The organism is Arthrobacter sp. Z1-15 (assembly GCF_054792395.1).
This window is the reverse complement of the sequence record NZ_CP096454.1, coordinates 2,330,903-2,351,649: the sequence shown is the minus strand read 5'-3', so window position 1 is coordinate 2,351,649 and position 20,747 is coordinate 2,330,903. Positions and strand designations below refer to the sequence as shown.

Here is a 20,747-nt window from a genome sequence, read left to right as displayed (position 1 = left end):
TCACGGGTGCCTCCTGGCCAGGAAATCGGTGATCAGGGCCGCGGCCTCTGCAGGGGCCTCGTAATGCACCAGGTGCCCGACGCCGGGCAGCACGTGCAGCTCGGCGTCCGGGATCAGCGCGGCGAGCCTGCGCTGGCCGGCCACTGAGCCGAGGTCATCGCGCTCGGCGGCAATCAGGAGGACCGGCATCCCCAGCCGCTCTGCCGTGTCCCGGACGGTGGAGGAAATGGAGGCCCGGAAGGCGTCCAGGACCACGTTCCGGTTGGCGAAAGCACTGAAGTAGGCCCGGTGCTGGCCGTGGATCCAGCGGCGCAGCCCGGGGTCGCGGGTCTTGGCCATGAAGATGCTCATGCCGCGCACGATCACCGGGTGCTGCAGCAGGGCCATGCCTAGGCGCTCCGGCAGGCGTGCCGCTGCCAGGTAGTACAGTTCGGCTGCCTTGCTCGTGATGCCTTTGGGTCCCTCGAGTGCCGGTTCGCAGATGGGATTCACCAGCACCAGTTCACTGATCAGCCTGGGCTGGTCCGCCGCCACCCGGGAAGCGATGATCGAACCAAAGGAATGGCCCAGCAGGACGGTGTCCGGCCCAAGTCCCGGCACTCCGCCGTCCAGCGCGGCCGCCACAAAGCCGGCATACGCGTCGACGTCGTGCGTCCCGGGCAGCGGCTCGGCGGAACCGAAGCCGGGAAGGTCGGGAACCAGGACGCGGTGCCGCGGCAGCGCCTCGACAATGCGCAGCAGGCCGTGGTGGTCGCCGCGGAAGCCGTGGACCATGAAAATCGGGGGCAGCGCGGCTGAAGCGCCGTCGCCGTCGCCGTCGGGCAGGGCGGGAAAATCCCAGCAGCGCTGGAGCGTGCCGCGCACCGGAAAAGTGCGGACCTCAGCGCGGCGCTGCAGCCTGATGCCGTCGGTGCTGCTGTTTCCGGCTGCGGTCCGCATTAGTTCACCTCGTCCGGGTGCGATCCGGAGCGCTGGTTCCGGTCCATGCCCGCAATGGCGGTCCGCTGGTCCGGGGTCAGCTCGAACGAGAAGAGATCCAGGTTTTCCGCGATCCGCTCCGGGGAGCTGGCCTTGGGGATGGCGATGTTCCCCTGTTCCATGTGCCACCGCAGGATGACCTGTGCCGGCGACACCTTGAGTTCGGCGGCCGCCGCGGTGATGACCGGATCGGCCAGGACGGCGCCGCGCCCCAGCGGGCTCCACGCGACAGTGCGGATGTCCAGCTCGTCGTGCAGGCCACGCAGTTCGCGCTGCTGCAGCCAGGGGTGCAGCTCAATCTGGTTCACGGCCGGGACAACGTCGGCGGCGTCCAGCAGCTGCCGCAGGTGGGACGGCTGGAAGTTTGAGACGCCGATGGCCCGGACGCGGCCGGAGCGGTACAGCTCCTGCAGCGCGCGGTAGGTTTCCACAAACAGGCCGCGCTCCGGACAGGGCCAGTGGATGAGGTACAGGTCAAGGATGTCCAGGCCCAGCCGGTCCATTGAGGCATCGAAAGCACGCAGCGTCCGGTCGTAGCCCTGGTCCGAGTTCCACACTTTGGACGTGAGAAATATCTCGTCCCGGGACACGCCGCGGGCGGCTGTAAAGGTGCCGATGGCCTCGCCCACGCCTTCTTCATTGCCGTACAGGGCTGCCGTATCGATATGCCGGTATCCGGCGTCGAGCGCCTCGGAAACGAGCCGGGGGGCGTCCGCTGCCGGGACCTTGTAGGTGCCGAAGCCCACCTGGTCCAGGTGGACGCCGTTATTGAGGGTCTGTGCGGGGGCCGGTTCCATGCTCAAGACTCTACCGAGTGTGGCCGCTGCCGGCGGAATTGCCCGTGGGCTCGGCGGGGGTTCCGACCCGGCCCAGCCGGCCCCGGCGCGCGCCGCGGAGCACGGGTATACCCGGTTATGGTGGAGTCCTTGCTTGCATAGTGCAAGATCGAGATACTGCGCAAGTGGAAATACCGCGCGCGTGGTACCTGCGTGCCTGGGTGGGGGCAGAGTCATGACAGAGTTATTCCAGGCCGGTTGAGCATCAGCCGGTAAATCTGATCAGAAGGATGGAGAAGTCAATGGTGACTCTCGGTGAGGTATTCCTCAGTGAGTTGGCGGGAACGGCAATACTGATACTGCTTGGTTGCGGTGTGGTGGCGAACGTGGCGCTGAGTAAAACGAAGGGCAATGGGGGCGGAACCCTCATGGTGAACTTCGGCTGGGGTCTCGGCGTGTTCGCGGGTGTGTTTGTGGCGGTGCAGTCCGGCGCGCACCTGAACCCCGCTGTGACTTTCGGATTGATTTTCAACGGTTCAGACCTGGCTCCCGGCGTGGAAACCAGTTTTGTGTCCGTCCTCGTCTACCTGGCGGGTCAGCTGCTGGGTGCGATGCTCGGCGCCGTGCTGGCCTGGCTGGCGTACAAGAAGCAGTTCGACGACGAGCCGGATGCGGCAAACATCCTGGGCGTTTTCTCCACCGGTCCAACCATCCGGTCCTACGGATGGAACGTTGTCACTGAAGTGATCGGAACTTTCGTTCTGGTTTTCGTCATTCTCTCGTTCGGCGGAACCCCGAATGAGCTCGGCCCCCTGGCCGTTGGCCTGCTGGTGGTCGCCATCGGCGCCTCCCTCGGCGGACCCACCGGTTACGCCATCAACCCGGCGCGTGACCTCGGCCCCCGCATCGTGCACGCCCTGCTGCCCATTGCCAACAAGGGCAAGAGCGACTGGTCCTACTCCTGGGTTCCGGTTGTCGGTCCCATCCTCGGCGGTTCACTCGCCGGCCTGGTCTTCAACGGCATCCCCATGCCGGTCGTCTAAGCTCTCCGGCACCTGCGGCCTGTTCCGCGTGCCATCCCAACCATCAGCAGTAAAAGGAGTTAACCATGCCTGATCCGACCTACATCATTGCCATTGACCAGGGGACCACGAGCAGCCGCGCCATTGTGTTTGACCACGACGGCAACATCGTCTCTACCGGCCAGAAGGAACACGAGCAGATTTTCCCGCGGGCCGGCTGGGTGGAGCACGATCCCGAGGAAATCTGGACCAATGTCCGCGAGGTTGTCGGTACCGCGCTGTCGAAGGCGAACCTGACGCGCCACGACATCGCCGCGGTGGGCATTACCAACCAGCGCGAGACCGCCGTGGTCTGGGACAAGACCACGGGCAAGCCGGTGTACAACGCGATCGTGTGGCAGGACACCCGCACGCAGCCGACCGTCAACGAGCTGTCCAAGGACGGCGGCCTGGACCGGTACAAGGAGCAGGTTGGCCTGCCGCTGGCCACATACTTCTCCGGCACCAAGATCAAGTGGATCCTGGACAACGTTGAGGGTGCACGGGAACGTGCCGAAGCCGGAGACCTGCTCTTCGGCAACACCGACTCCTGGATCGTCTGGAACCTGACCGGCGGAACCGACGGCGGCGTGCACATCACCGATGTCACCAACGCGTCCCGCACGCTGTTCATGAACCTGGACAGCCTGACCTGGAACGAAGACATCCTCAGGGACTTCGGCGTTCCGCTGTCCATGATGCCGGAAATCAAGTCCTCCTCCGAGGTCTACGGCACCGTGCACACCTCGCAGCTGCTCCGCGAAACGCCGGTTGCCGGCATCCTCGGTGACCAGCAGGCAGCCACCTTCGGCCAGGCCGCCTTCGGGCAGGGCGCCGCCAAGAACACGTACGGCACCGGCTGCTTCCTCATCTTCAACACCGGCGAAGAGATTGTCCGTTCCGAGAACGGCCTGATCACCACCGTGGCGTACCAGATCGGCGACGCCAAGCCGGTCTACGCCCTTGAGGGTTCCATTGCCGTCACGGGCTCGCTGGTCCAGTGGCTCCGCGACAACCTGGGCATGATCCAGAGCGCTCCGGAGGTCGAAGCCCTCGCCAACGAGGTCACCGACAACGGCGGCGTTTACATTGTGCCGGCCTTCTCCGGACTCTTCGCTCCGCACTGGCGTTCCGACGCCCGCGGCGCGATTGTTGGCCTGACCCGCTTCGTGAACAAGAACCACATCGCCCGTGCGGCGCTGGAGGCCACGGCCTTCCAGACGCGCGAGGTGCTCGACGCCGTCAACGCCGACTCCGGCGTGCCGCTCACCGAACTGCGGGTTGACGGCGGCATGGTGGCCAACGAGGCGCTCATGCAGTTCCAGGCCGACATCCTCGGCGTCGACGTCGTCCGGCCCAAGATCGTGGAAACCACCGCGCTCGGTGCGGCCTATGCCGCAGGTCTGGCCGTCGGATACTGGAATGACACGGACGAGCTGGCCACCAAGTGGGCGGAAGACAAGCGCTGGACTCCGCAGATGGAGGACAGCGAGCGGGACCGCCAGATGCGCCTGTGGTCCAAGGCCGTCACCCGGACCTTCGACTGGGTCGACGAGGACGTGCTGTAACCGGTTCCCGGATGATCCAGCGGCAGGACCGCTGGTTTAGCAGCAGGACCGAAGGGCCCCGGCGGATTTCCGCCGGGGCCCTTCCTGCGCTTATGCCTGCCGGTTAGAAGTAACTGACTCCGTTGGTCTTGAACGGCAGGCCCAAGCCCCCGGCAACCTCACTGATGAGCTCGGGGCAGAAAAAGTACCAGTGAAGCCGGGCGATCAGCGGTTCACCCTCGACGCAGTAGACCCGCAGGACGTCGGCAACCACCTCGGGGGAGTCCGGGGCGTCCTTCGGACGCTCCCACAGGAGGATGACTTCCTCGCCGTCGAACCAGTGGATGCTCGGCCGGTACAGTTCAGCGGCGTCCGGGCCGAAGGTGTGGTTCATCGATCCGGTGCGGATCTGCTCGTGCCCGGTTTCGCTGACGTTGCCCACGACGTCGGTGCCTCCCGTCGCCAGGAACAGGCGCACCATTGCGTCGATGTCATAGGCGGCAAACGCATCGGCCAGCTGGCGCAGCACTGCCGCATGGGCGGCGGGCCGGACGGCCTGTGCAGCGTCCAGCCGGGCGGCTTCAGCCGTGCCCCCGGCCTGCTGCGCTGCCTGCAGCGAGGCCCGCCCGCGGTGCAGGGCACTCTTCACGGCTCCGGCGGTGGTGTCGAGAATGCCGGCTATTTCAGCCAGCGGATAGGAGAAAACATCCTTGAGGACCACACAGGCCCGCTCCCGCGGCGGCAGCGTCAACAGCAACTGCCGCAGCGCGTCCTCCACCGCCGCATAAACCAGGGGGTCCGCTGCGGTGTCGTCGGGAAGGTCGATGCCCGGATCGGTCCAGTCCGCAGGGGTCATCCTGCCGCTGCGCCGAAGCGAGTCCAGCCACGTGTTCGTAGCGATACGGATCAGCCAGGCCTGGGTGTTCGCAATCGGCTCATGGCGCCGGGACGCGTCGGCCAGTGCCTTTGTGAGGGTTTCCTGCAGCAGGTCCTCGGCGTCCCACACATTGGAGGTGAGGCTGCGGCAGTAACGGTAGACCGAGGCCCGGACCGGTTCAAGGGCCACGAGGAAGTCCCGCCGTGCCTGCCGCAGCTCGCCGCGAAGCCGCCCGTCCAGCTCCGGTGTATCCAGCTCAGTTGTCATCTCTACCCCTTTTCCGGGACCCTGTGCGCAGTGCGCTTCACGGTCGGCTCGTTGAAAGCATGACACTGTGCCATGTTCCTATCCGGTAGACGCACGGACGCCCCGAAAAGATACGCAAGGCGCTTCCATGCGGCAGAATCGGCACATGGAACTGCCGAAGCCGCTGGAGCTGCACACACCCCGTTTGACCCTGCGCCCGTACACCCCGGGGGACCTGGCCGCCGTGCACCGCTTCGCCTCCGATCCGCGGTTGACCGGGTTCGTGGAATGGGGACCGAACACGCTGCAGGACAGCCGTGATTTCCTCGCCGCCTGCCTGGCCGAGGAAGCCACCGTGCCCCGGAGGGCCTATACCTTCGCGCTCACCCTGAAGGACGGCGGCTCCCCGTTCGGTTCCGCGGGCCTGACGCTGGACCCGGAAACGGCCGACGCGGAACGGGTGGAGCACGAAGGCCCCGGCAGGGAAGGCCGCACCGGTGAAACCGGCTATGTGGTCGCCGCCGAACACTGGAACCGCGGCTACGCGAGCGAGGCCGCCGCCGCCGTCGTACATTTTGGCTTCACCGTACTGGGGCTGGACCGGATTTCCGCGACCTGCCGCCCCGGCAACGCCGCGTCTGCCCGTGTTCTCGAAAAGACCGGCATGGTTTTGCTCCGGCGGCTTCCGGCACACAAGCTCATCCGCGGCATGCGGGAGGATTCGCTGGTGTACTCAATGGCCCGCCCGGCGCTTCGTCAACCGCCGCCCGCCGCCTCACCGGCCCGCGGTTCGGCTGGTGTACGGGCGGTGCTGTTGTAAAGTGGAAAGATGAACGCTTCCCTCCTCCTTAGGTAGCCGCGCACCGTCCGTGCGCGGCCAAGCCCCTTGCCTGTCGAGGGGCTTTTGTGTGTCTGGGGGAGAGCGTGACGGAACTTGAGTTTTAAGCGGCGGAACCGGCATGGACCGGGAACCGCGGATCAACAAAATTTCTTTGAGGACAGAGGCGACAACAGTGAGTACGCAGTCACAGACGGATGAGTCTGAAGAGGCCGTCTACAGTTTTGCGGACATCGAGCAGAAGTGGCCGGCGGTCTGGGATGAGCTCGGCGTGTTCAAGCCCGCCGACGACGGCTCCAAGGAACGCCGCTACGTGCTGGACATGTTCCCGTACCCGTCCGGCGACCTGCACATGGGCCACGCTGAAGCGTTTGCCATGGGCGACGTCGTCGCGCGTTACTGGCGCCAGCTGGGTTATGACGTGCTGCACCCGATCGGCTGGGACTCCTTCGGCCTTCCCGCCGAAAATGCCGCCATCAAGAACAACGCGCACCCCAGCGACTGGACCTACCGCAACATTGACACCCAGGCGGCGTCGTTCAAGCGCTACGCCATCAGTGTTGACTGGTCGCGCCGGATCCAGACCTCGGATCCCGAGTACTACCGCTGGACGCAGTGGCTGTTCAAGCGCTTCTACGAGCGAGGCCTGGCGTACCGCAAGAACTCCCCGGTCAACTGGTGCCCCAAGGACCAGACCGTGCTGGCCAACGAACAGGTTGTCAACGGCGCCTGCGAACGCTGCGGCACGCAGGTCACCAAGAAGTCGCTGAACCAGTGGTACTTCAAGATCACCGATTACGCCGACCGCCTGCTGGATGACATGGACCAGCTCAAGGGTCACTGGCCCGAGCGCGTGCTGGCCATGCAGAAGAACTGGATCGGCCGCTCCGAAGGCGCGCACGTCCGGTTCAAGATCGAAGCCGACGGCGACAAGCCGGCCGAGCAGGTCACCGTTTTCACCACCCGCCCGGACACCCTCGCCGGGGCAACGTTCTTCGTCGTCGCCGCAGACGCGCCCCTGGCCGTGGAGCTGACCACCGACGAAAACATGGACGCCCTGCTGGACTACCGCGAGCAGGTCAAGGCCCTCTCAGACATCGAGCGCCAGTCCACCGAACGGGTCAAGACGGGCGTGTTCACCGGCCGCTACGCCGTTAACCCGCTCAACGGCGAGAAGCTGCCGGTCTGGGCCGCGGACTACGTACTGGCCGACTACGGCACCGGAGCCATCATGGCCGTGCCCGCCCACGACCAGCGCGACCTGGATTTCGCCAAGACCTTCGACCTGCCCGTCCGCGCTGTCCTGGACACCGGAGAAGAGGACCCGGCCGTGTCCGGCACCGCCACCACCGGCGAGGGCACCCTGATCAATTCCGGCTCCCTGGACGGCCTGCCGAAGTCCGAAGCCATCCCGGCCGCGATCGGGATGCTCGAGGAACAGGGCACCGGCGAGAAGTTCGTGAACTTCCGGCTGCGCGACTGGCTGCTCTCCCGCCAGCGGTTCTGGGGCACCCCCATCCCGATCATCCACTGCGAAAACTGCGGCGAGGTTCCGGTTCCCGATGACCAGCTGCCGGTCACGCTGCCCACCGGGCTGCGCGGCGAGGCGCTGGCGCCGAAGGGCACCTCGCCGCTGGCCTCGGTGGATGACTGGGTCAACGTCTCCTGCCCAAAGTGTGACGGCCCGGCCAAGCGCGACACCGACACCATGGACACCTTCGTGGACTCGTCCTGGTACTTCATGCGCTTTGTCTCCCCGCACTACACCGACGGACCGTTTGATCCCGAAGCGGCGAAGAACTGGATGCCGGTCGGCCAGTACGTGGGCGGCGTGGAGCACGCCATCCTGCACCTGCTCTACGCACGCTTCTTCACCAAGGTGGTCCACGACATGGGCCTGCTGGAAACCAGCGAGCCGTTCAGCTCGCTGCTGAACCAGGGCCAGGTCCTCAACGGCGGCAAGGCCATGTCCAAGTCCCTGGGCAACGGTGTGGACCTGGGTCAGCAGCTGGACAAGTTCGGCGTCGACGCCGTGCGCCTGACCATGATCTTCGCGTCCCCGCCGGAGGACGACGTCGACTGGGCGGACGTTTCGCCGTCGGGCTCCGCGAAGTTCCTGGCCCGCGCCTGGCGCCTGGGGCAGGCCGTCACCAGCGAACCCGGCGTGGACTTTTCCACCGGAGACAAGAAGCTGCGCGCGCTGACGCACCGCACCGTTGCCGACGCCACCGAACTGCTGGAGAACAACAAGTTCAACGTGGTGGTGGCCCGGACCATGGAACTGGTCAACGCCACCCGCAAGGCGATCGACTCCGGCGTCGGCGGAGCGGACCCCGCGGTCCGCGAAGCTGCCGAGACAGTGGCGATCATCCTGAGCCTGTTCGCGCCCTACACCGCCGAAGACCTGTGGTCCCTGCTGGGCCGCCCGGCTTCGGTGGCGAACGCCGGCTGGCCGGCCGTGGACGAAAAGCTGCTCGTCCAGGACACGGTTACCGCCGTCGTCCAGGTGCAGGGCAAGGTCCGCGACCGCCTCGAGGTGCCCGCCGACATCAGCGAGGAAGACCTGCGCGAACTGGCACTGGCTTCCGCGCCGGTGCAGAAGGCCCTGGACGGGCGGGACATCCGCACCGTCATCGTGCGCGCCCCGAAGCTCGTCAACGTCGTTCCGGCGTAGGCTGGCGCACGGACGGCAACAGGCCAGGCAGGCAACAACGGGTAAGCGGCACGGGGGACGGATGAACGCGGACTGGCTGGAAAAGCTGAGCCAGCGAGCGAAACGGGGGCGGCTCCGCGAAGCCGGAGCCGCCCCCGCGCCCCGGGTCGGCGTGGTCACCGACTCCGCCGCCGCGCTGCCCGAAAACTGGGCAGCCTCCGCAGCAGTCACGGACCTGGTGCGGGTGGTTTCCATGCCGGTCATGATCGGCGACCAGATTTACGGCGAGGGCACCGACCGCATGATCGGCGCCCTCGCCTTGGCATTGGCGCAGGGCTCCGAAGTGCGGACCTCGCGCCCGTCGCCGGGGCAGTTTGAGGCGGCGTACGCGGAACTGGCCGCCGCCGGCTGCTCGTCGGTGGTCTCGCTGCATTTGTCCGGCCAGCTCTCCGGAACGGTGGATGCAGCCCGGCTCGCCGCCCGGAGTGCCTCCATTCCCGTTACCGTGATCGATACCGCCAGCGTGGCCATGGGCCTGGGTTTTGCCGTTGTTGCGGCGGCGGAAGCTGCGCGCGACGGCGGTTCGGGGGAGTCGGTTGCGGAAGCGGCCCGGGCGGCCGCCCGCTCCGTCAGCATCCTCTTTTACGTTCCCAGCCTGGAGCAGCTGCGCCGCGGCGGGCGTGTCAGCGCTGCTGCGGGCTGGTTTGGCACCCTGTTTGCCGTGAAGCCCATCCTGGTGGTGCGGGAGGGCAAAATAGTGCCGCTGGAACGGGTGCGCTCCGCCCCGCGTGCCCTCCTGAGGCTGACCGAACTGGTGCAGCAGAACATTGCCGCCCGGTCCGGACGGGTGCGCGTTGCCGTGCATCACTTCGGAAACGAGGGCGAGGCTGAGCGTCTGGCCGGGACCATCGCCGAAGCTTCCCCCGATGTGGAACTGATGATCTGCTCGCTGCCTGCGGTGCTGGCCGCCCATGCGGGTCTCGGTGTCCTGGCGGTGGCGGTTGCCGGTGAAGCAGCTGCACCGCCGCAGGTTCCGGGCGCCCCGAATGACCGTTCGGGGACGGGGACGGATTCCACCGCGGGAAGCGGGCCGGCAGGCGGATAACCGCCGCCGGAGTGCAGGGCCAACACCCAGGCGGCAGGACCAGAAGCGCAGGGGCGTCCTGCACAGGTGACGCCGATGCCACTGTGCCGGGCGCCTTCCCCTCAGGCGGATCGCCGGCAGCACCGCGGGCTCCTTCCCCGGGCTAGATTCCTGGCATGGCAGACCACCGTTGGGACACGTCCCCGTCCGCGCCGCGGCTTTCCCGCTCCCGGGCCCCGGCGTCCGTTGAAGAACCAGGGACGGCTGCCGGAGAATACGGTGACGGGGCTGCGCCCGATAACGAGTGGGGCGGGGCGCCGCCCGAACGGCAGAGGCGCCGCTGGCTGATCTCTTTTCGTGCTTCTGTCCTGGCGGTCTGTCTGCTGGTGGGCACGGTGGCCGCGCTGGTGGTTTTCAAGGGCGGGGGGCCGCCGGCCGAGGTTACGAGCGTTGAACTGGATCCCGCTCCCTCGGCTTCCCCGGCGGGAGACGGATCCGGGAGCGGCACCGGGGTTGGGGCCGGGCCCGGGGACGATAATCCTTCCGACCACATCCAGGATCAGGACCACAACCAGGGTCAGGGCAACAGCCGGGACTCCGGCCCGGACCAGGGCAGCGGCACCGGTGCTCCCGGCGAGCCGGCAGGTCCGTCCGTTCTGGTCGTTCATGTTGCCGGGGCCGTCACCAGTCCCGGCGTAGTCCGGATTCCGTCCGGAAGCCGGGCCGGCGATGCCGTGGAGGCCGCCGGGGGAGCAGTGCCCGAGGCAGACCTGACGGCCGTCAACCTCGCGGCTCCGCTGCAGGACGGAGCAATGGTTATTGTGCCCAGGATGGGAGAGCAGGCACCCGCGCCGGCCGATGGCGGCGCAGGAACCGGCGCGGTCTCGGGCGCAGACACGGGTACCGGAGCGGCCGGCGGCTCCGGAGCCGCGTCGGGTACCGGTGCCGCCCCGGGATCAGGTGCACAAGCGCTGGTCAACATCAACACTGCCTCGGTGCAGGACCTGGATGCACTGCCCCGGGTTGGGCCCGTGATCGCCGAACGAATCATTGCCTGGCGCAGTGAACACGGGCGCTTTGGACGTCCCGAGGATATTGATGCGGTGCCGGGCATCGGCGAAGCCATGCTGGCTGCACTCCTGCCGCTCATCACGGTCTGACTGGGGCCCGGCCATGCCTGAGCAGGAGAACACCCGGACTCCGGACGCGGCAGCTCACGGCAGCGGCAGCGGCAGCCGCAGCCGCTGGCACCGGTATTCGGCGGCCGCACTTCGCGGTCCGGCCCAGCTGCCTTTCCCCCGGGATTCGCCCGGAGCGGGCGGTAGCGCAGCCGATGGAGCTGAACGCAGGCGTGCCGGATCCGCGTTTGCCGCCCGGATCGTGCAGCGGACACGTGAGCGCGCGACGGAAACTCCACCGGAAATCCAGCTGCACCCCCTGCTGGAGCTGCGGCTTGTTCCGGTGGCAGCGGCTGCCTGGTGTGCCGCCGTCCTTGCAGTGCGGGGCGACGGGGGTGCAGTCACCACGGCCGGCGTCGCCCTGGCCGTAGCAGCGGCCGTCCTGCTGGTTGTCACTATGCCGGGCTCGGCCCGGCGGCGGGGGCGGCAACGGCCGCGGCGGCCGGCTGCACCTTTGCTGCTGAGGACTCTTGCACGCGCCACAGCCGTTCCCGCGGCAGCTGCCGCCCTGGTGTGCGTCTGTGCCGGAACGTCCCTGACTGAACGGACCGCCGGGCCCGTCAGTACCGCCATCGCTGCGGGGGCAACCATCACCGGGCAGTTCCGGGCAGCGACCGATGCACGGGCCGCAGCTGCGGACGGGTTCAGCGGAACCCCCCGCTATCTGGTGGAGGCAGTGCTTGAGGAAGCAACCAGTGCAGGGCAGCGCTTCAGTTCAGCAGCAACCGTCCTGATCATTGGCGGGAGCGGCTTCGGGAGCATCCACCTGGGTGACACGTTCAGTGCGTCAGGGCCGCTGCAGGCTGCCGACCCGGGCGAGCGTTCGGTCGCTGTCCTGTATGCAAACGGAGAGCCGCACGTTGTGCCGGCTGATGGCTGGGTCGGGGAGACCGCCCGTATCCGCACTGCCTTTGCAGCTGCCGCAAACCACCACTCGGGCGTCTACGGAAAGGATGCGGCCGGACTTCTGCCGGGCATGGCACTCGGGGACCGCAGCACGCTTGACCCGACGCTGGAAGCGGCCATGAAGAATACCGGCCTCACCCATATCGTTGCCGTGTCCGGTGCCAACTGCGGGTTTCTCCTGGCCTTCGTTTTCCTTCTTGCCCGCGCGGCACGGCTGCCGCGCAGTGCTGCCGCCGCCGCAGGCATCCTGGCGCTGCTCGGATTTGTCCTCGTGGTCCGGCCTGACGCGAGCGTTCTGAGGGCCGCTGTCATGGGCAGCCTGGGAACGCTGGCGATTCTGTCCGGACGGGGAAAGCTGCCGGCATCGCTGCTGTGCCTGTCAATCGCCGTCCTGCTGGCTGTGGACCCCTGGCTCAGCGGCAGCTACGCATTCATTCTCTCGGTCCTGGCCACGGCCGGGTTGATACTGCTCGGGCCCCGCCTGACCAAGGTGCTTTCCCGCTTCCTGCCGTGGCCCCTGGCAGCGGCTCTGGCGGTACCGCTGGCCGCGCAGTTCTTCTGCTCTCCGGTCCTGGTACTGCTCCAGCCGCAGGTCCCGCTCTTCTCACTGGCTGCGAACGTTGCGGTTGCGCCCGTCATACCCCTGGTGACAATTGCCGGAATGGCAGCAGCAGTCCTGGCGTCCACTGCCCCGGTGCTGGCCGGTCCGCTCCTGCTGGCGGCAGGTGCCGGAGCAGCCTGGACGGCATTCGTCGCGCGGTCCTTCGCCGGCCTGCCCGGATCGTTGCTACCGTGGCCCGGGGGAGCCCCGGGCGCCGTCCTCATGGCTGCCGCCGCAGCTGCAGGAGTCACTCTGCTGTGGCGGCTGGAGAGGGGCGGCATAGAAAGGCGGTCCGGGCCGGACAGGCCTGAAGCAGGGGCTGGACGGCGGGAAAACGGCGGCCGGCCAAAGCAGCAGACGGCCCCGGGATCGGCTGTACCGTCGTTGTTCTCCGACCTGGCAAGGCCGGGGTGGCGCAGGACGGCGGCGGCAGCCGCTGCACTCCTGCTCCTTCCCTCCGGAGCCGTTGCGGCCTGGGACCGGCTGGGGTCCGGCGGGCCGGCACCTGGCCAGTGGGTCGCTGCTGCCTGCGATGTGGGTCAGGGCGACGGGCTGGTGGTGAGTACCGGGCCGCACAGCGCCGTCGTTATCGATGCGGGCCCCGATCCGGATGCAATTGACCGGTGCCTGCGCCGGCTGGGGGTCGAGACGATAGACCTTTTCATCCTGTCCCACGCGCATCTTGACCACTACGGCGGAGCCGCCGGCGTACTCAGGGGACGCCGGGTGGAGCACATCGCGTACTCCACTGCCGAGCAGCAGCTTGCCGGGCCGCTGCGGGAGGTGCTTGACGAGACCGGAGCTGAGACGGTGCGGCTTAGCGAAGGAATGGCTTCGCGCAGTGGAACGGTCCAATGGGAGGTCCTGTGGCCGCCAGGGGAGGGCGCGGTGCAGGCGACCGAGAACGACGCCAGTGCGGTTGTGCTGATCACGGTTGATCAGGACAGCGGTCCGGCCGGGTCCGTCTTCACGCTTTTACTCACCGGGGACATTGAAGAGGATGCCTCGGCCCGGATGCTGTCCCGCAACACGCGGCTGGTGAACGAAGGAGTGGACGTGCTGAAGGTGCCGCATCACGGGGCGCGGAACGGAGGCACTCAGCTGATCGAAGAACTCCGGCCGGAGCTGGCGCTGATCTCCGTGGGCGCGGACAACGACTACGGCCACCCGGGCCCGGTGATCCTCCAGGCACTGGAGGATGCCGGCACCGCAGTGGTTCGCACCGACCTGCTCGGCTCAGTCACCCTTGGCCTGGAGGGCAGGGGACTGCGGATCCGGCAACTGGATGGGCCCTGATCTGGATGGACTCCGATCGGGATGGGCCCTGATCCGGATGGCTCCGGTCCTGAGAGATAACAAAGGCGGCACGTGCCTGCAGGCACGCGCCGCCCGGTTTCCGCAACGGAGATGAGTGTTACGGAGGATCAGCGCTACGGCTGGACAGCCTCGCCGAAGTACAGCTTTTCGTCGTGGTCCCAGCTCGGGCTCGTGGTCACAAGCAGGTCCAGCGGGCCATCGATCGGGACCGCAAAGGCCATGGTCACCTTCTGGGTGCCGCCGGGGAGGACCTTGCCCTGGAACTGGCCGTCGAGACCGCTGCCGCTGTCGAAGACCCGCTTGGCGGCAGTGCCTTCGGCGCCGTAATTCACGTCAACGTTGAACATGGCCGGGTCGAAGACCTCTTTGCTGTTGTTGGTGACGCTCACATCAAACAGCCGTACCTGGTTGGCGGTTGCCTCTGCCCCGGAGGCATACTGGCTGGCCGTCTTGCCGCCGGTGTAGGCGATGTTCACTGAGATTCCATCGTCGTAGGTCCACTCCTCGCCGAACTCCGCTACTTCGTCCGATGCGTCCGATGCGTCCGATGACGCCGACGGCGACTGGCTCGGAGTGGCGGAAGCAGATTTCTTGGGGTCGCTGGTGGCAGTGGCGGATTCCTTCGCCTCACTCGTGGCCGCGGGCGGGGAACTTGGGGCCGACGCTTCCTTGGTCGCGTCCGTGGAGCAGGCGGTCATGCCCAACAACCCTGCCAGGGCCAGCATGGTCAGGGATTTCTTCATGGCGTTCATTACGGTGTGTTCCTTCGATTTGAGACTGACACAGAGATGGCCGTGTGTCCGGAGACACACGGCCTGTATGGAGTGTAGTGCCCCGCCGGCCGGTGAAAATCCCCTGCCAGGGCCAGCAGGTGCCGGGAGAATCACCGGCAGGCATCCGGGGAGCCCCGGCAGGTAATGTTGGAGAGTCGCCTTACCGTTTGTTGTTTCCATCCCAGGAGTCTGTTCGCTGTGAATCCGGCCGTCCCCTCTGCAAAGCGCAGCACGTCCAAGCCCGCGGGAAAGTCCGCAGGGAAGACGGTGTCCTGGCGCGAGGTCGAACCGGCGCCGGTGGTGCTGCTCACCGGTCCCGAAGACTATCTGGCGGGCCGGGCGATGGAACGGATCCGGACCACCCTGCGCCAAAACCAGCCGGACACGGAACTGGTCCGTATGGACGCGTCCACGTATGCGTCCGGAGAGCTGACCCTGCAGTCCAGCCCGTCATTGTTCGGCGAGGCCAAACTCATCGAAGCTTCCAACCTGGCCACCATGAATGAGGATTTCCTCACTGACACGCTCGCTTACCTGGCCGATCCCGCCCCGGACACCGTGCTGGTCATGCACCACGGCGGCGGTAACCGCGGCAAGAAGCTGCTGGATGCGGTGAAGGGCGCGGGAGCTACCGTGGTGGACTGCCAGCCGTTCAAGAAGGACACCGAAAAGCTGGAATTCGTAGCGGTGGAATTCAAGGCTGCGCGTCGCCGGATCGATCCGTCCGCCTCCCGTGCCCTGGTGGCTGCCGTAGGTTCGAAGCTGGCGGACCTTGCAGCCGCCTGCCGGCAGCTGATCGATGACTCAACCGGGGAGATCAGCGAAGAACTTGTCGAGAAGTACTACGGCGGCCGGGTGGAAGCCACGGCGTTCAAGGTGGCTGACGCCGCTTTGGCCGGACGCGGCGGGCAGGCACTGTCCATGCTGCGGCACGCGCTCGACACCGGCGTCGACCCTGTGCCGCTGGTCGGTGCCCTGGCCATGAAGGTGCGTGCGGTTGCCAAGGTGGCGAACCTGCGCGGCTCGTCGGCCTCGATGGCTAAGGAGTTGGGGATGGCGCCGTGGCAGGTGGACCAGGCCCGCCGGGATGCCCAGCACTGGTCGCAGGAGTCCCTGATCAAGGCCGTCCAGGTGCTGGCCGAAGCTGACGCGCAGGTGAAGGGCGCCGGCCGGGACCCGGTCTACGCCGTCGAGCACGCGGTCACCGTCATTTCCCTCGCTGCCGCGGGGCGCTGACCCGCGGGGAGTTTGAAGGGCGGGAGGCGCTAACCCGGAGTGGGGTTGCAGGGCGGCGCCAACCCGCGGGCTTCGGGCATCCGCTGGTAACTTCCGCTGGTTAAAGCAGTCCGGCCGGCCCCCGAAGGGACCGGCCGGACTGATAAGACTAAAGCAAAAACAGCTGCTTAGAGCGCGCTGACCTTCTTGGAGATGGCCGACTTGCGGTTTGCAGCGTTGTTCTTGTGGATAACACCCTTGCTGACGGCCTTGTCCAGCTTGCGGCTGGCGTTGGCCACCGCTGCGACTGCTGCATCCTTGTCGCTGGCCTTCAGGGCAGCGTCAACGGAGCGGATTGCGGTCTTCAGCTCGGACTTCACCGAGTTGTTACGCATGCGCGCCTTCTCGTTGGTGAGGATGCGCTTCTTCTGGGACTTAATATTGGCCACTTATATAAACTCTCTTTGTATTGCGGACTTGGTCGGTGAGGGAATTTCAGCCCAGACATTGACTGAGCGGCGTGGGGATACCGTAATGGCGCCTGAACTGAAGTGCCCGTCGACCTGCGCGGACACACAGCAATAAATGTTAGCAGAACTTGGGCTTAACCGCCCGTTGAGGTGCCGCGGCGCGGCGGCGTCGGGCTTTCGCCCCGGCCCGGGGATTCTTAGGCCCGGGCCGCAAAAGCCTTCCGGACCCGTTCGAAGGCGGCCGGAGACAGGACGGCTCCCTGCCGACGGACGGACGCGGGATCCAGCTGCAGCACGCGGTCGACCTTCACTTCACTCGGCCGGCCCTGCGGGTCCCAGGGACCGGTGCCCACGTCCACATAATCCGGGTCCGACTCCCGGCCGTTGTTGCGGTCCCTGGTTGTCATCATCAGGGCCAGGAGGCGGGACCCGTTGCGGCCGATCAGCAGTACCGGCCGGTCCTTGCCCTGCGAATAGTCGTCCTCATAGGGAACCCACGCCCACACAACCTCGCCCGGGTCCGGCGAGCCGTCAGGCGAGGGAGCGTAAAGCGGGGTGACGCTGCCGCGGTAGTCGCCGGGGTAGGAGGACGACGCCTTCCCCGCTGAGGGAGACTTCGCAGACGCCTGGCTTTTCCCCGGCGACGACGACGGCTTCTTCGGTGCCGGTGCCGGTGCCGGTGCCCGGCCCTTCGGCCTGGAGCGTGTTCCTCCGCGCGCCGGGGAGGAGTTGGGAGCCGGGGAGGATTTGGGAGAGGAACGGGTTGAAGCGGAGGGGCCCGGGCCGCCGGTGCCGGCACGCGAGAGCAGGCGAAGGGCGGAGCGGGCGAGGGAAAGCAGGGAACGGCTGGAGAAGGACATGACCCCACGCTATTACGTTCCGCAGTTCCAGCACGGGCGGGCAAACGTGGGAGACTGTTAATTCAGTAGTTAAACCACCAGGAAAAACCGACGAACCGCGCCCAGACCGGTTCCGGCCTGCGGCCTTGAGCCCGCAGCCGCCGTGAAGTCCTGTGAACAGTAAAGGAACCGCCACAGTGTCACCTATGGCCCGCTTCTCACCGGTGCCTGCCGCGACGGATCCGGCGATCATCAGAAACTTCTGCATCATCGCCCACATCGACCACGGCAAGTCCACCCTGGCCGACCGCATGCTCCAGTCCACCGGCGTCGTTGAGCATCGGAACATGAAGGCCCAGTACCTGGACCGGATGGATATCGAGCGTGAGCGCGGCATCACCATCAAGTCCCAGGCGGTTCGCATGCCGTGGGAACTCGACGGCGAGTCCTACGCCCTGAACATGATCGACACCCCGGGCCACGTTGACTTCACCTACGAGGTCTCCCGCTCCCTGGCCGCCTGCGAAGGTGCAGTGCTCCTGGTGGACGCCGCCCAGGGGATCGAGGCGCAGACACTGGCCAACCTGTACCTGGCGATGGAAAACGATCTGACGATCATCCCCGTCCTGAACAAGATCGACCTTCCGGCAGCGCAGCCCGAGAAGTACGCCGAGGAACTGGCGAAGCTGATCGGCGGCGATCCGGCGGACGTCCTGAGGGTCTCCGGCAAGACCGGCGTGGGCGTTGAAGCCCTGCTGGACCAGATTGTCCGCGAGATTCCGGCACCGGTGGGCGACCCCGACGCTCCCGCCCGGGCCATGATCTTCGACTCCGTGTATGACACCTACCGCGGCGTCGTTACCTACGTGCGCGTGGTGGACGGCAAGCTCTCGCCCCGGGAACGCATCCAGATGATGTCCACCCGGGCCAGCCACGAACTCCTGGAAATCGGGGTCAGCTCGCCGGAGCCCACCCCCTCCAAGGGCCTGGGAGTCGGCGAAGTCGGCTATCTCATCACCGGTGTGAAGGACGTGCGCCTGTCCAAGGTTGGCGACACCGTCACCAACCTGGCCAAGCCGGCAGAGAAGTCCCTCGAAGGCTACGCCGATCCGAAACCGATGGTGTTCTCCGGGCTGTACCCCATCGACGGCGCCGACTATCCGGTACTGCGCGACGCGCTGGAAAAGCTGATGCTCAATGACGCCGCGCTGGTGTACGAACCCGAGACGTCCGCTGCGCTGGGCTTCGGCTTCCGGGTGGGTTTCCTGGGCCTGCTGCACCTGGAAATCACCCGCGAACGGCTCGAGCGCGAGTACAACCTTGACCTGATCTCCACCGCACCCAACGTGGAGTACGAGGTGACGCTCGAGGACAAGAAGGTGGTCACGGTGACCAACCCCAGCGAGTACCCCGAAGGCAAGATCAAAGAGGTCCGCGAGCCGATGGTCTCGGCCACGATCCTGGCGCCGAACGAGTTTGTGGGCGCCATCATGGAGCTGTGCCAGGCCCGCCGCGGAGTCCTGGGCGGCATGGACTATCTCTCCGAGGACCGGGTGGAAATCCGGTACCGCCTGCCGCTGGCCGAGATTGTTTTCGACTTCTTCGACATCCTCAAATCCAAGACCCGCGGCTACGCCTCGCTGGACTGGAAGGCCGACGGCGAACAGGTTGCCGACCTGGTCAAGGTGGACATCCTGCTCCAGGGCGAACAGGTGGACGCGTTCAGCTCCATCACGCACAAGGACAAGGCGTACTCCTACGGCGTGATGATGACCGGCAAGCTCCGCGAGCTGATTCCGCGCCAGCAGTTCGAGGTGCCCATCCAGGCGGCCATCGGCTCCCGCATCATTGCCCGCGAATCCATCCGCGCCATCCGCAAGGACGTGCTGGCCAAGTGCTACGGCGGCGACATCAGCCGCAAGCGCAAGCTGCTCGAAAAGCAAAAGGAAGGCAAGAAGCGCATGAAGATGGTGGGCCGCGTTGAGGTCCCCCAGGAAGCCTTCGTGGCAGCGCTTTCCTCCGACGAATCCAAGGACAAATCCAAGAAGTGACACCCAGTGCACTGCCCCTCGGGGATCCGGCCCCCGCTGACGGACTGCTGCCCGCCCAGGCGGCGGAAGGAGCGGAGAACCGGAAGTTCGGGCTCTACGTCCACATTCCGTTCTGCTCCGTCCGCTGCGGGTACTGCGACTTCAACACCTACACCGCCACCGAGCTCGGCGGCGGCGCCTCCCAGGCGGCCTACGGCGGCACGGCGGAGCAGGAAGTGCGCTTCGCTGCCCGCGCGCTGAAGGCCTCGGGGCTCCCGGACCGGAAGATGGGCACCGTCTTTTTCGGCGGCGGCACCCCCACCCTGCTGCCCGCGGAGGATCTTGCCGGGATCCTGAAAACCGCCGTGGACATGTGGGGGCTGGAGCCGGGAGCCGAGGTCACCACCGAGGCCAACCCCGATTCGGTTACCCCGGCCTCGCTGCAGCTGCTGGCCGACGCCGGCTTCACCCGCGTCTCCTTCGGCATGCAGTCGGCCGTTCCGCACGTGCTGGCGGTCCTGGACCGCACCCACACGCCGTCGCGCGTTCCCGAAGCCGTGAAATGGGCGCGCGACGCCGGCCTGAAGGTGAGCGTTGACCTCATCTACGGCACGCCGGGGGAGTCCCTGGCGGACTGGGAAGTCTCCGTCCGCGAGGCGCTGAGCTACGAACCGGACCACATCTCGGCGTACGCGCTGATCATCGAGGACGGCACCAAGCTGGCAGCGCGCATGCGGCGCGGCGAAGTGCCGCCGATCGACGACGACGACCACGCGGACAAATACCTCATGGCCGACGAAATGATGACGGCGGCCGGACTGTCCTGGTACGAGGTGAGCAACTGGTCCCGGACCCCCGCCGACCAGTGCCGGCACAACTTGGCCTACTGGCGCAGCGACGACTGGTGGGGCATCGGCCCCGGCGCGCATTCGCATGCCGGCGGCGTGCGCTGGTGGAACGCCAAGCACCCCACCGCCTATGCCCAGCGGCTTGCGGCGGGGGAATCACCGGCGGTGGGACGCGAGACGCTCGACGCCGAAACCCGGTACGTGGAAGATGTCATGCTGCGCACCCGGCTGGCCGAGGGGCTGGAGCTGTCCCGGCTGAAGGACTCCGGCCGGCTCGCCGTCGCCGGGCTCATGGCTGACGGACTGGTGGACCCGAAGGCTGCACTCACCGGCCGTGTGCTGCTCACGACGAAGGGCCGCCTGCTCGCAGACGCCGTCGTGCGCCGCCTGCTCCCGGACTAGACGGATCCGGCGGGAGCTGAAGGCAACCGCTTAGCCAGGCAACAACCAGGGATAATGCAGAACAAAGGACCCCGGGCGGCAGCAGTGCCGGCCCGGGGTCCTTTGTGT

16 protein-coding genes are annotated in these 20,747 nt (G+C 66.9%); 10 read left to right on the top strand and 6 right to left on the bottom strand.

Features of this window, described 5'->3' with window-relative positions:
* Positions 1 to 939, bottom strand: coding sequence for an alpha/beta fold hydrolase (locus M1D40_RS10735; protein ID WP_461168820.1), 939 nt, complete (start codon positions 937 to 939; stop codon positions 1 to 3).
* A complete protein-coding gene (locus tag M1D40_RS10730; protein ID WP_461168819.1) occupies positions 939 to 1,775 on the bottom strand; it encodes an aldo/keto reductase in 837 nt (278 codons plus the stop codon). Before M1D40_RS10730 ends, M1D40_RS10735 begins: the two co-directional genes overlap by 1 nt.
* Before the next feature lie 284 nt (positions 1,776 to 2,059).
* Here M1D40_RS10730 and M1D40_RS10725 point away from each other — a divergent pair, with 284 nt between their 5' ends.
* Positions 2,060 to 2,797, top strand: a complete 738-nt coding sequence (locus tag M1D40_RS10725) for an MIP/aquaporin family protein (protein ID WP_341395098.1) — start codon at positions 2,060 to 2,062, stop codon at positions 2,795 to 2,797.
* A gap of 65 nt (positions 2,798 to 2,862) precedes the next feature.
* Positions 2,863 to 4,383 (top strand): glycerol kinase GlpK, encoded by a 1,521-nt coding sequence (gene glpK / locus M1D40_RS10720; protein ID WP_341394994.1) that lies wholly within the window; start codon positions 2,863 to 2,865, stop codon positions 4,381 to 4,383.
* A gap of 103 nt (positions 4,384 to 4,486) precedes the next feature.
* Here the strand turns inward: glpK and M1D40_RS10715 are convergent, their stop codons facing one another.
* Positions 4,487 to 5,506 carry an RNA polymerase sigma factor gene (locus M1D40_RS10715; protein ID WP_461168818.1) on the bottom strand — a complete coding sequence of 340 codons (1,020 nt, stop codon included), beginning with the start codon at positions 5,504 to 5,506 and terminating at the stop codon, positions 4,487 to 4,489.
* 145 nt (positions 5,507 to 5,651) lie between these two features.
* On the opposite strand from M1D40_RS10715, the gene M1D40_RS10710 reads away from it, so the two are divergent.
* The 5 genes from M1D40_RS10710 to M1D40_RS10690 all read left to right on the top strand — a co-directional run bounded on the left by M1D40_RS10710 (position 5,652) and on the right by M1D40_RS10690 (position 14,041).
* Complete coding sequence (locus M1D40_RS10710) at positions 5,652 to 6,305, top strand: GNAT family N-acetyltransferase (protein WP_461168817.1); 654 nt, start codon at positions 5,652 to 5,654, stop codon at positions 6,303 to 6,305.
* 193 nt (positions 6,306 to 6,498) lie between these two features.
* A complete protein-coding gene (leuS, locus tag M1D40_RS10705; RefSeq protein ID WP_461168816.1) occupies positions 6,499 to 8,997 on the top strand; it encodes a leucine--tRNA ligase in 2,499 nt (832 codons plus the stop codon).
* 61 nt (positions 8,998 to 9,058) lie between these two features.
* Positions 9,059 to 10,081, top strand: coding sequence for a DegV family protein (locus M1D40_RS10700; protein WP_461168815.1), 1,023 nt, complete (start codon positions 9,059 to 9,061; stop codon positions 10,079 to 10,081).
* A 155-nt stretch (positions 10,082 to 10,236) separates the two neighbouring features.
* Positions 10,237 to 11,220, top strand: coding sequence for a helix-hairpin-helix domain-containing protein (locus M1D40_RS10695; RefSeq protein ID WP_461168814.1), 984 nt, complete (start codon positions 10,237 to 10,239; stop codon positions 11,218 to 11,220).
* A gap of 13 nt (positions 11,221 to 11,233) precedes the next feature.
* Positions 11,234 to 14,041, top strand: a complete 2,808-nt coding sequence (locus M1D40_RS10690; protein ID WP_461168813.1) for a ComEC/Rec2 family competence protein — start codon at positions 11,234 to 11,236, stop codon at positions 14,039 to 14,041.
* 134 nt (positions 14,042 to 14,175) lie between these two features.
* On the opposite strand, the gene M1D40_RS10685 is transcribed toward M1D40_RS10690, so the two are convergent.
* Positions 14,176 to 14,814 carry a DUF4352 domain-containing protein gene (locus tag M1D40_RS10685; protein WP_461168812.1) on the bottom strand — a complete coding sequence of 213 codons (639 nt, stop codon included), beginning with the start codon at positions 14,812 to 14,814 and terminating at the stop codon, positions 14,176 to 14,178.
* 219 nt (positions 14,815 to 15,033) lie between these two features.
* Between M1D40_RS10685 and holA the strand changes: the two genes are divergently transcribed.
* The gene (gene holA / locus M1D40_RS10680) at positions 15,034 to 16,071 is read left to right on the top strand and encodes a DNA polymerase III subunit delta (protein ID WP_445818920.1); all 1,038 of its coding nucleotides are present in this window, start codon (positions 15,034 to 15,036) and stop codon (positions 16,069 to 16,071) included.
* A 167-nt stretch (positions 16,072 to 16,238) separates the two neighbouring features.
* Here the strand turns inward: holA and rpsT are convergent, their stop codons facing one another.
* Positions 16,239 to 16,499, bottom strand: coding sequence for a 30S ribosomal protein S20 (gene rpsT / locus M1D40_RS10675; RefSeq protein ID WP_341395002.1), 261 nt, complete (start codon positions 16,497 to 16,499; stop codon positions 16,239 to 16,241).
* A gap of 218 nt (positions 16,500 to 16,717) precedes the next feature.
* Entirely contained in the window at positions 16,718 to 17,380 is a 663-nt protein-coding gene (locus tag M1D40_RS10670; RefSeq protein ID WP_461168811.1) for a type II toxin-antitoxin system PemK/MazF family toxin, read from the bottom strand.
* A 176-nt stretch (positions 17,381 to 17,556) separates the two neighbouring features.
* On the opposite strand from M1D40_RS10670, the gene lepA reads away from it, so the two are divergent.
* Entirely contained in the window at positions 17,557 to 19,410 is a 1,854-nt protein-coding gene (gene lepA / locus M1D40_RS10665; protein WP_341395004.1) for a translation elongation factor 4, read from the top strand.
* Complete coding sequence (hemW, locus tag M1D40_RS10660) at positions 19,407 to 20,639, top strand: radical SAM family heme chaperone HemW (protein ID WP_461168810.1); 1,233 nt, start codon at positions 19,407 to 19,409, stop codon at positions 20,637 to 20,639. The genes lepA and hemW overlap by 4 nt, the downstream gene beginning before the upstream one ends.
* The last annotated feature ends 108 nt before the right edge of the window (positions 20,640 to 20,747 follow it).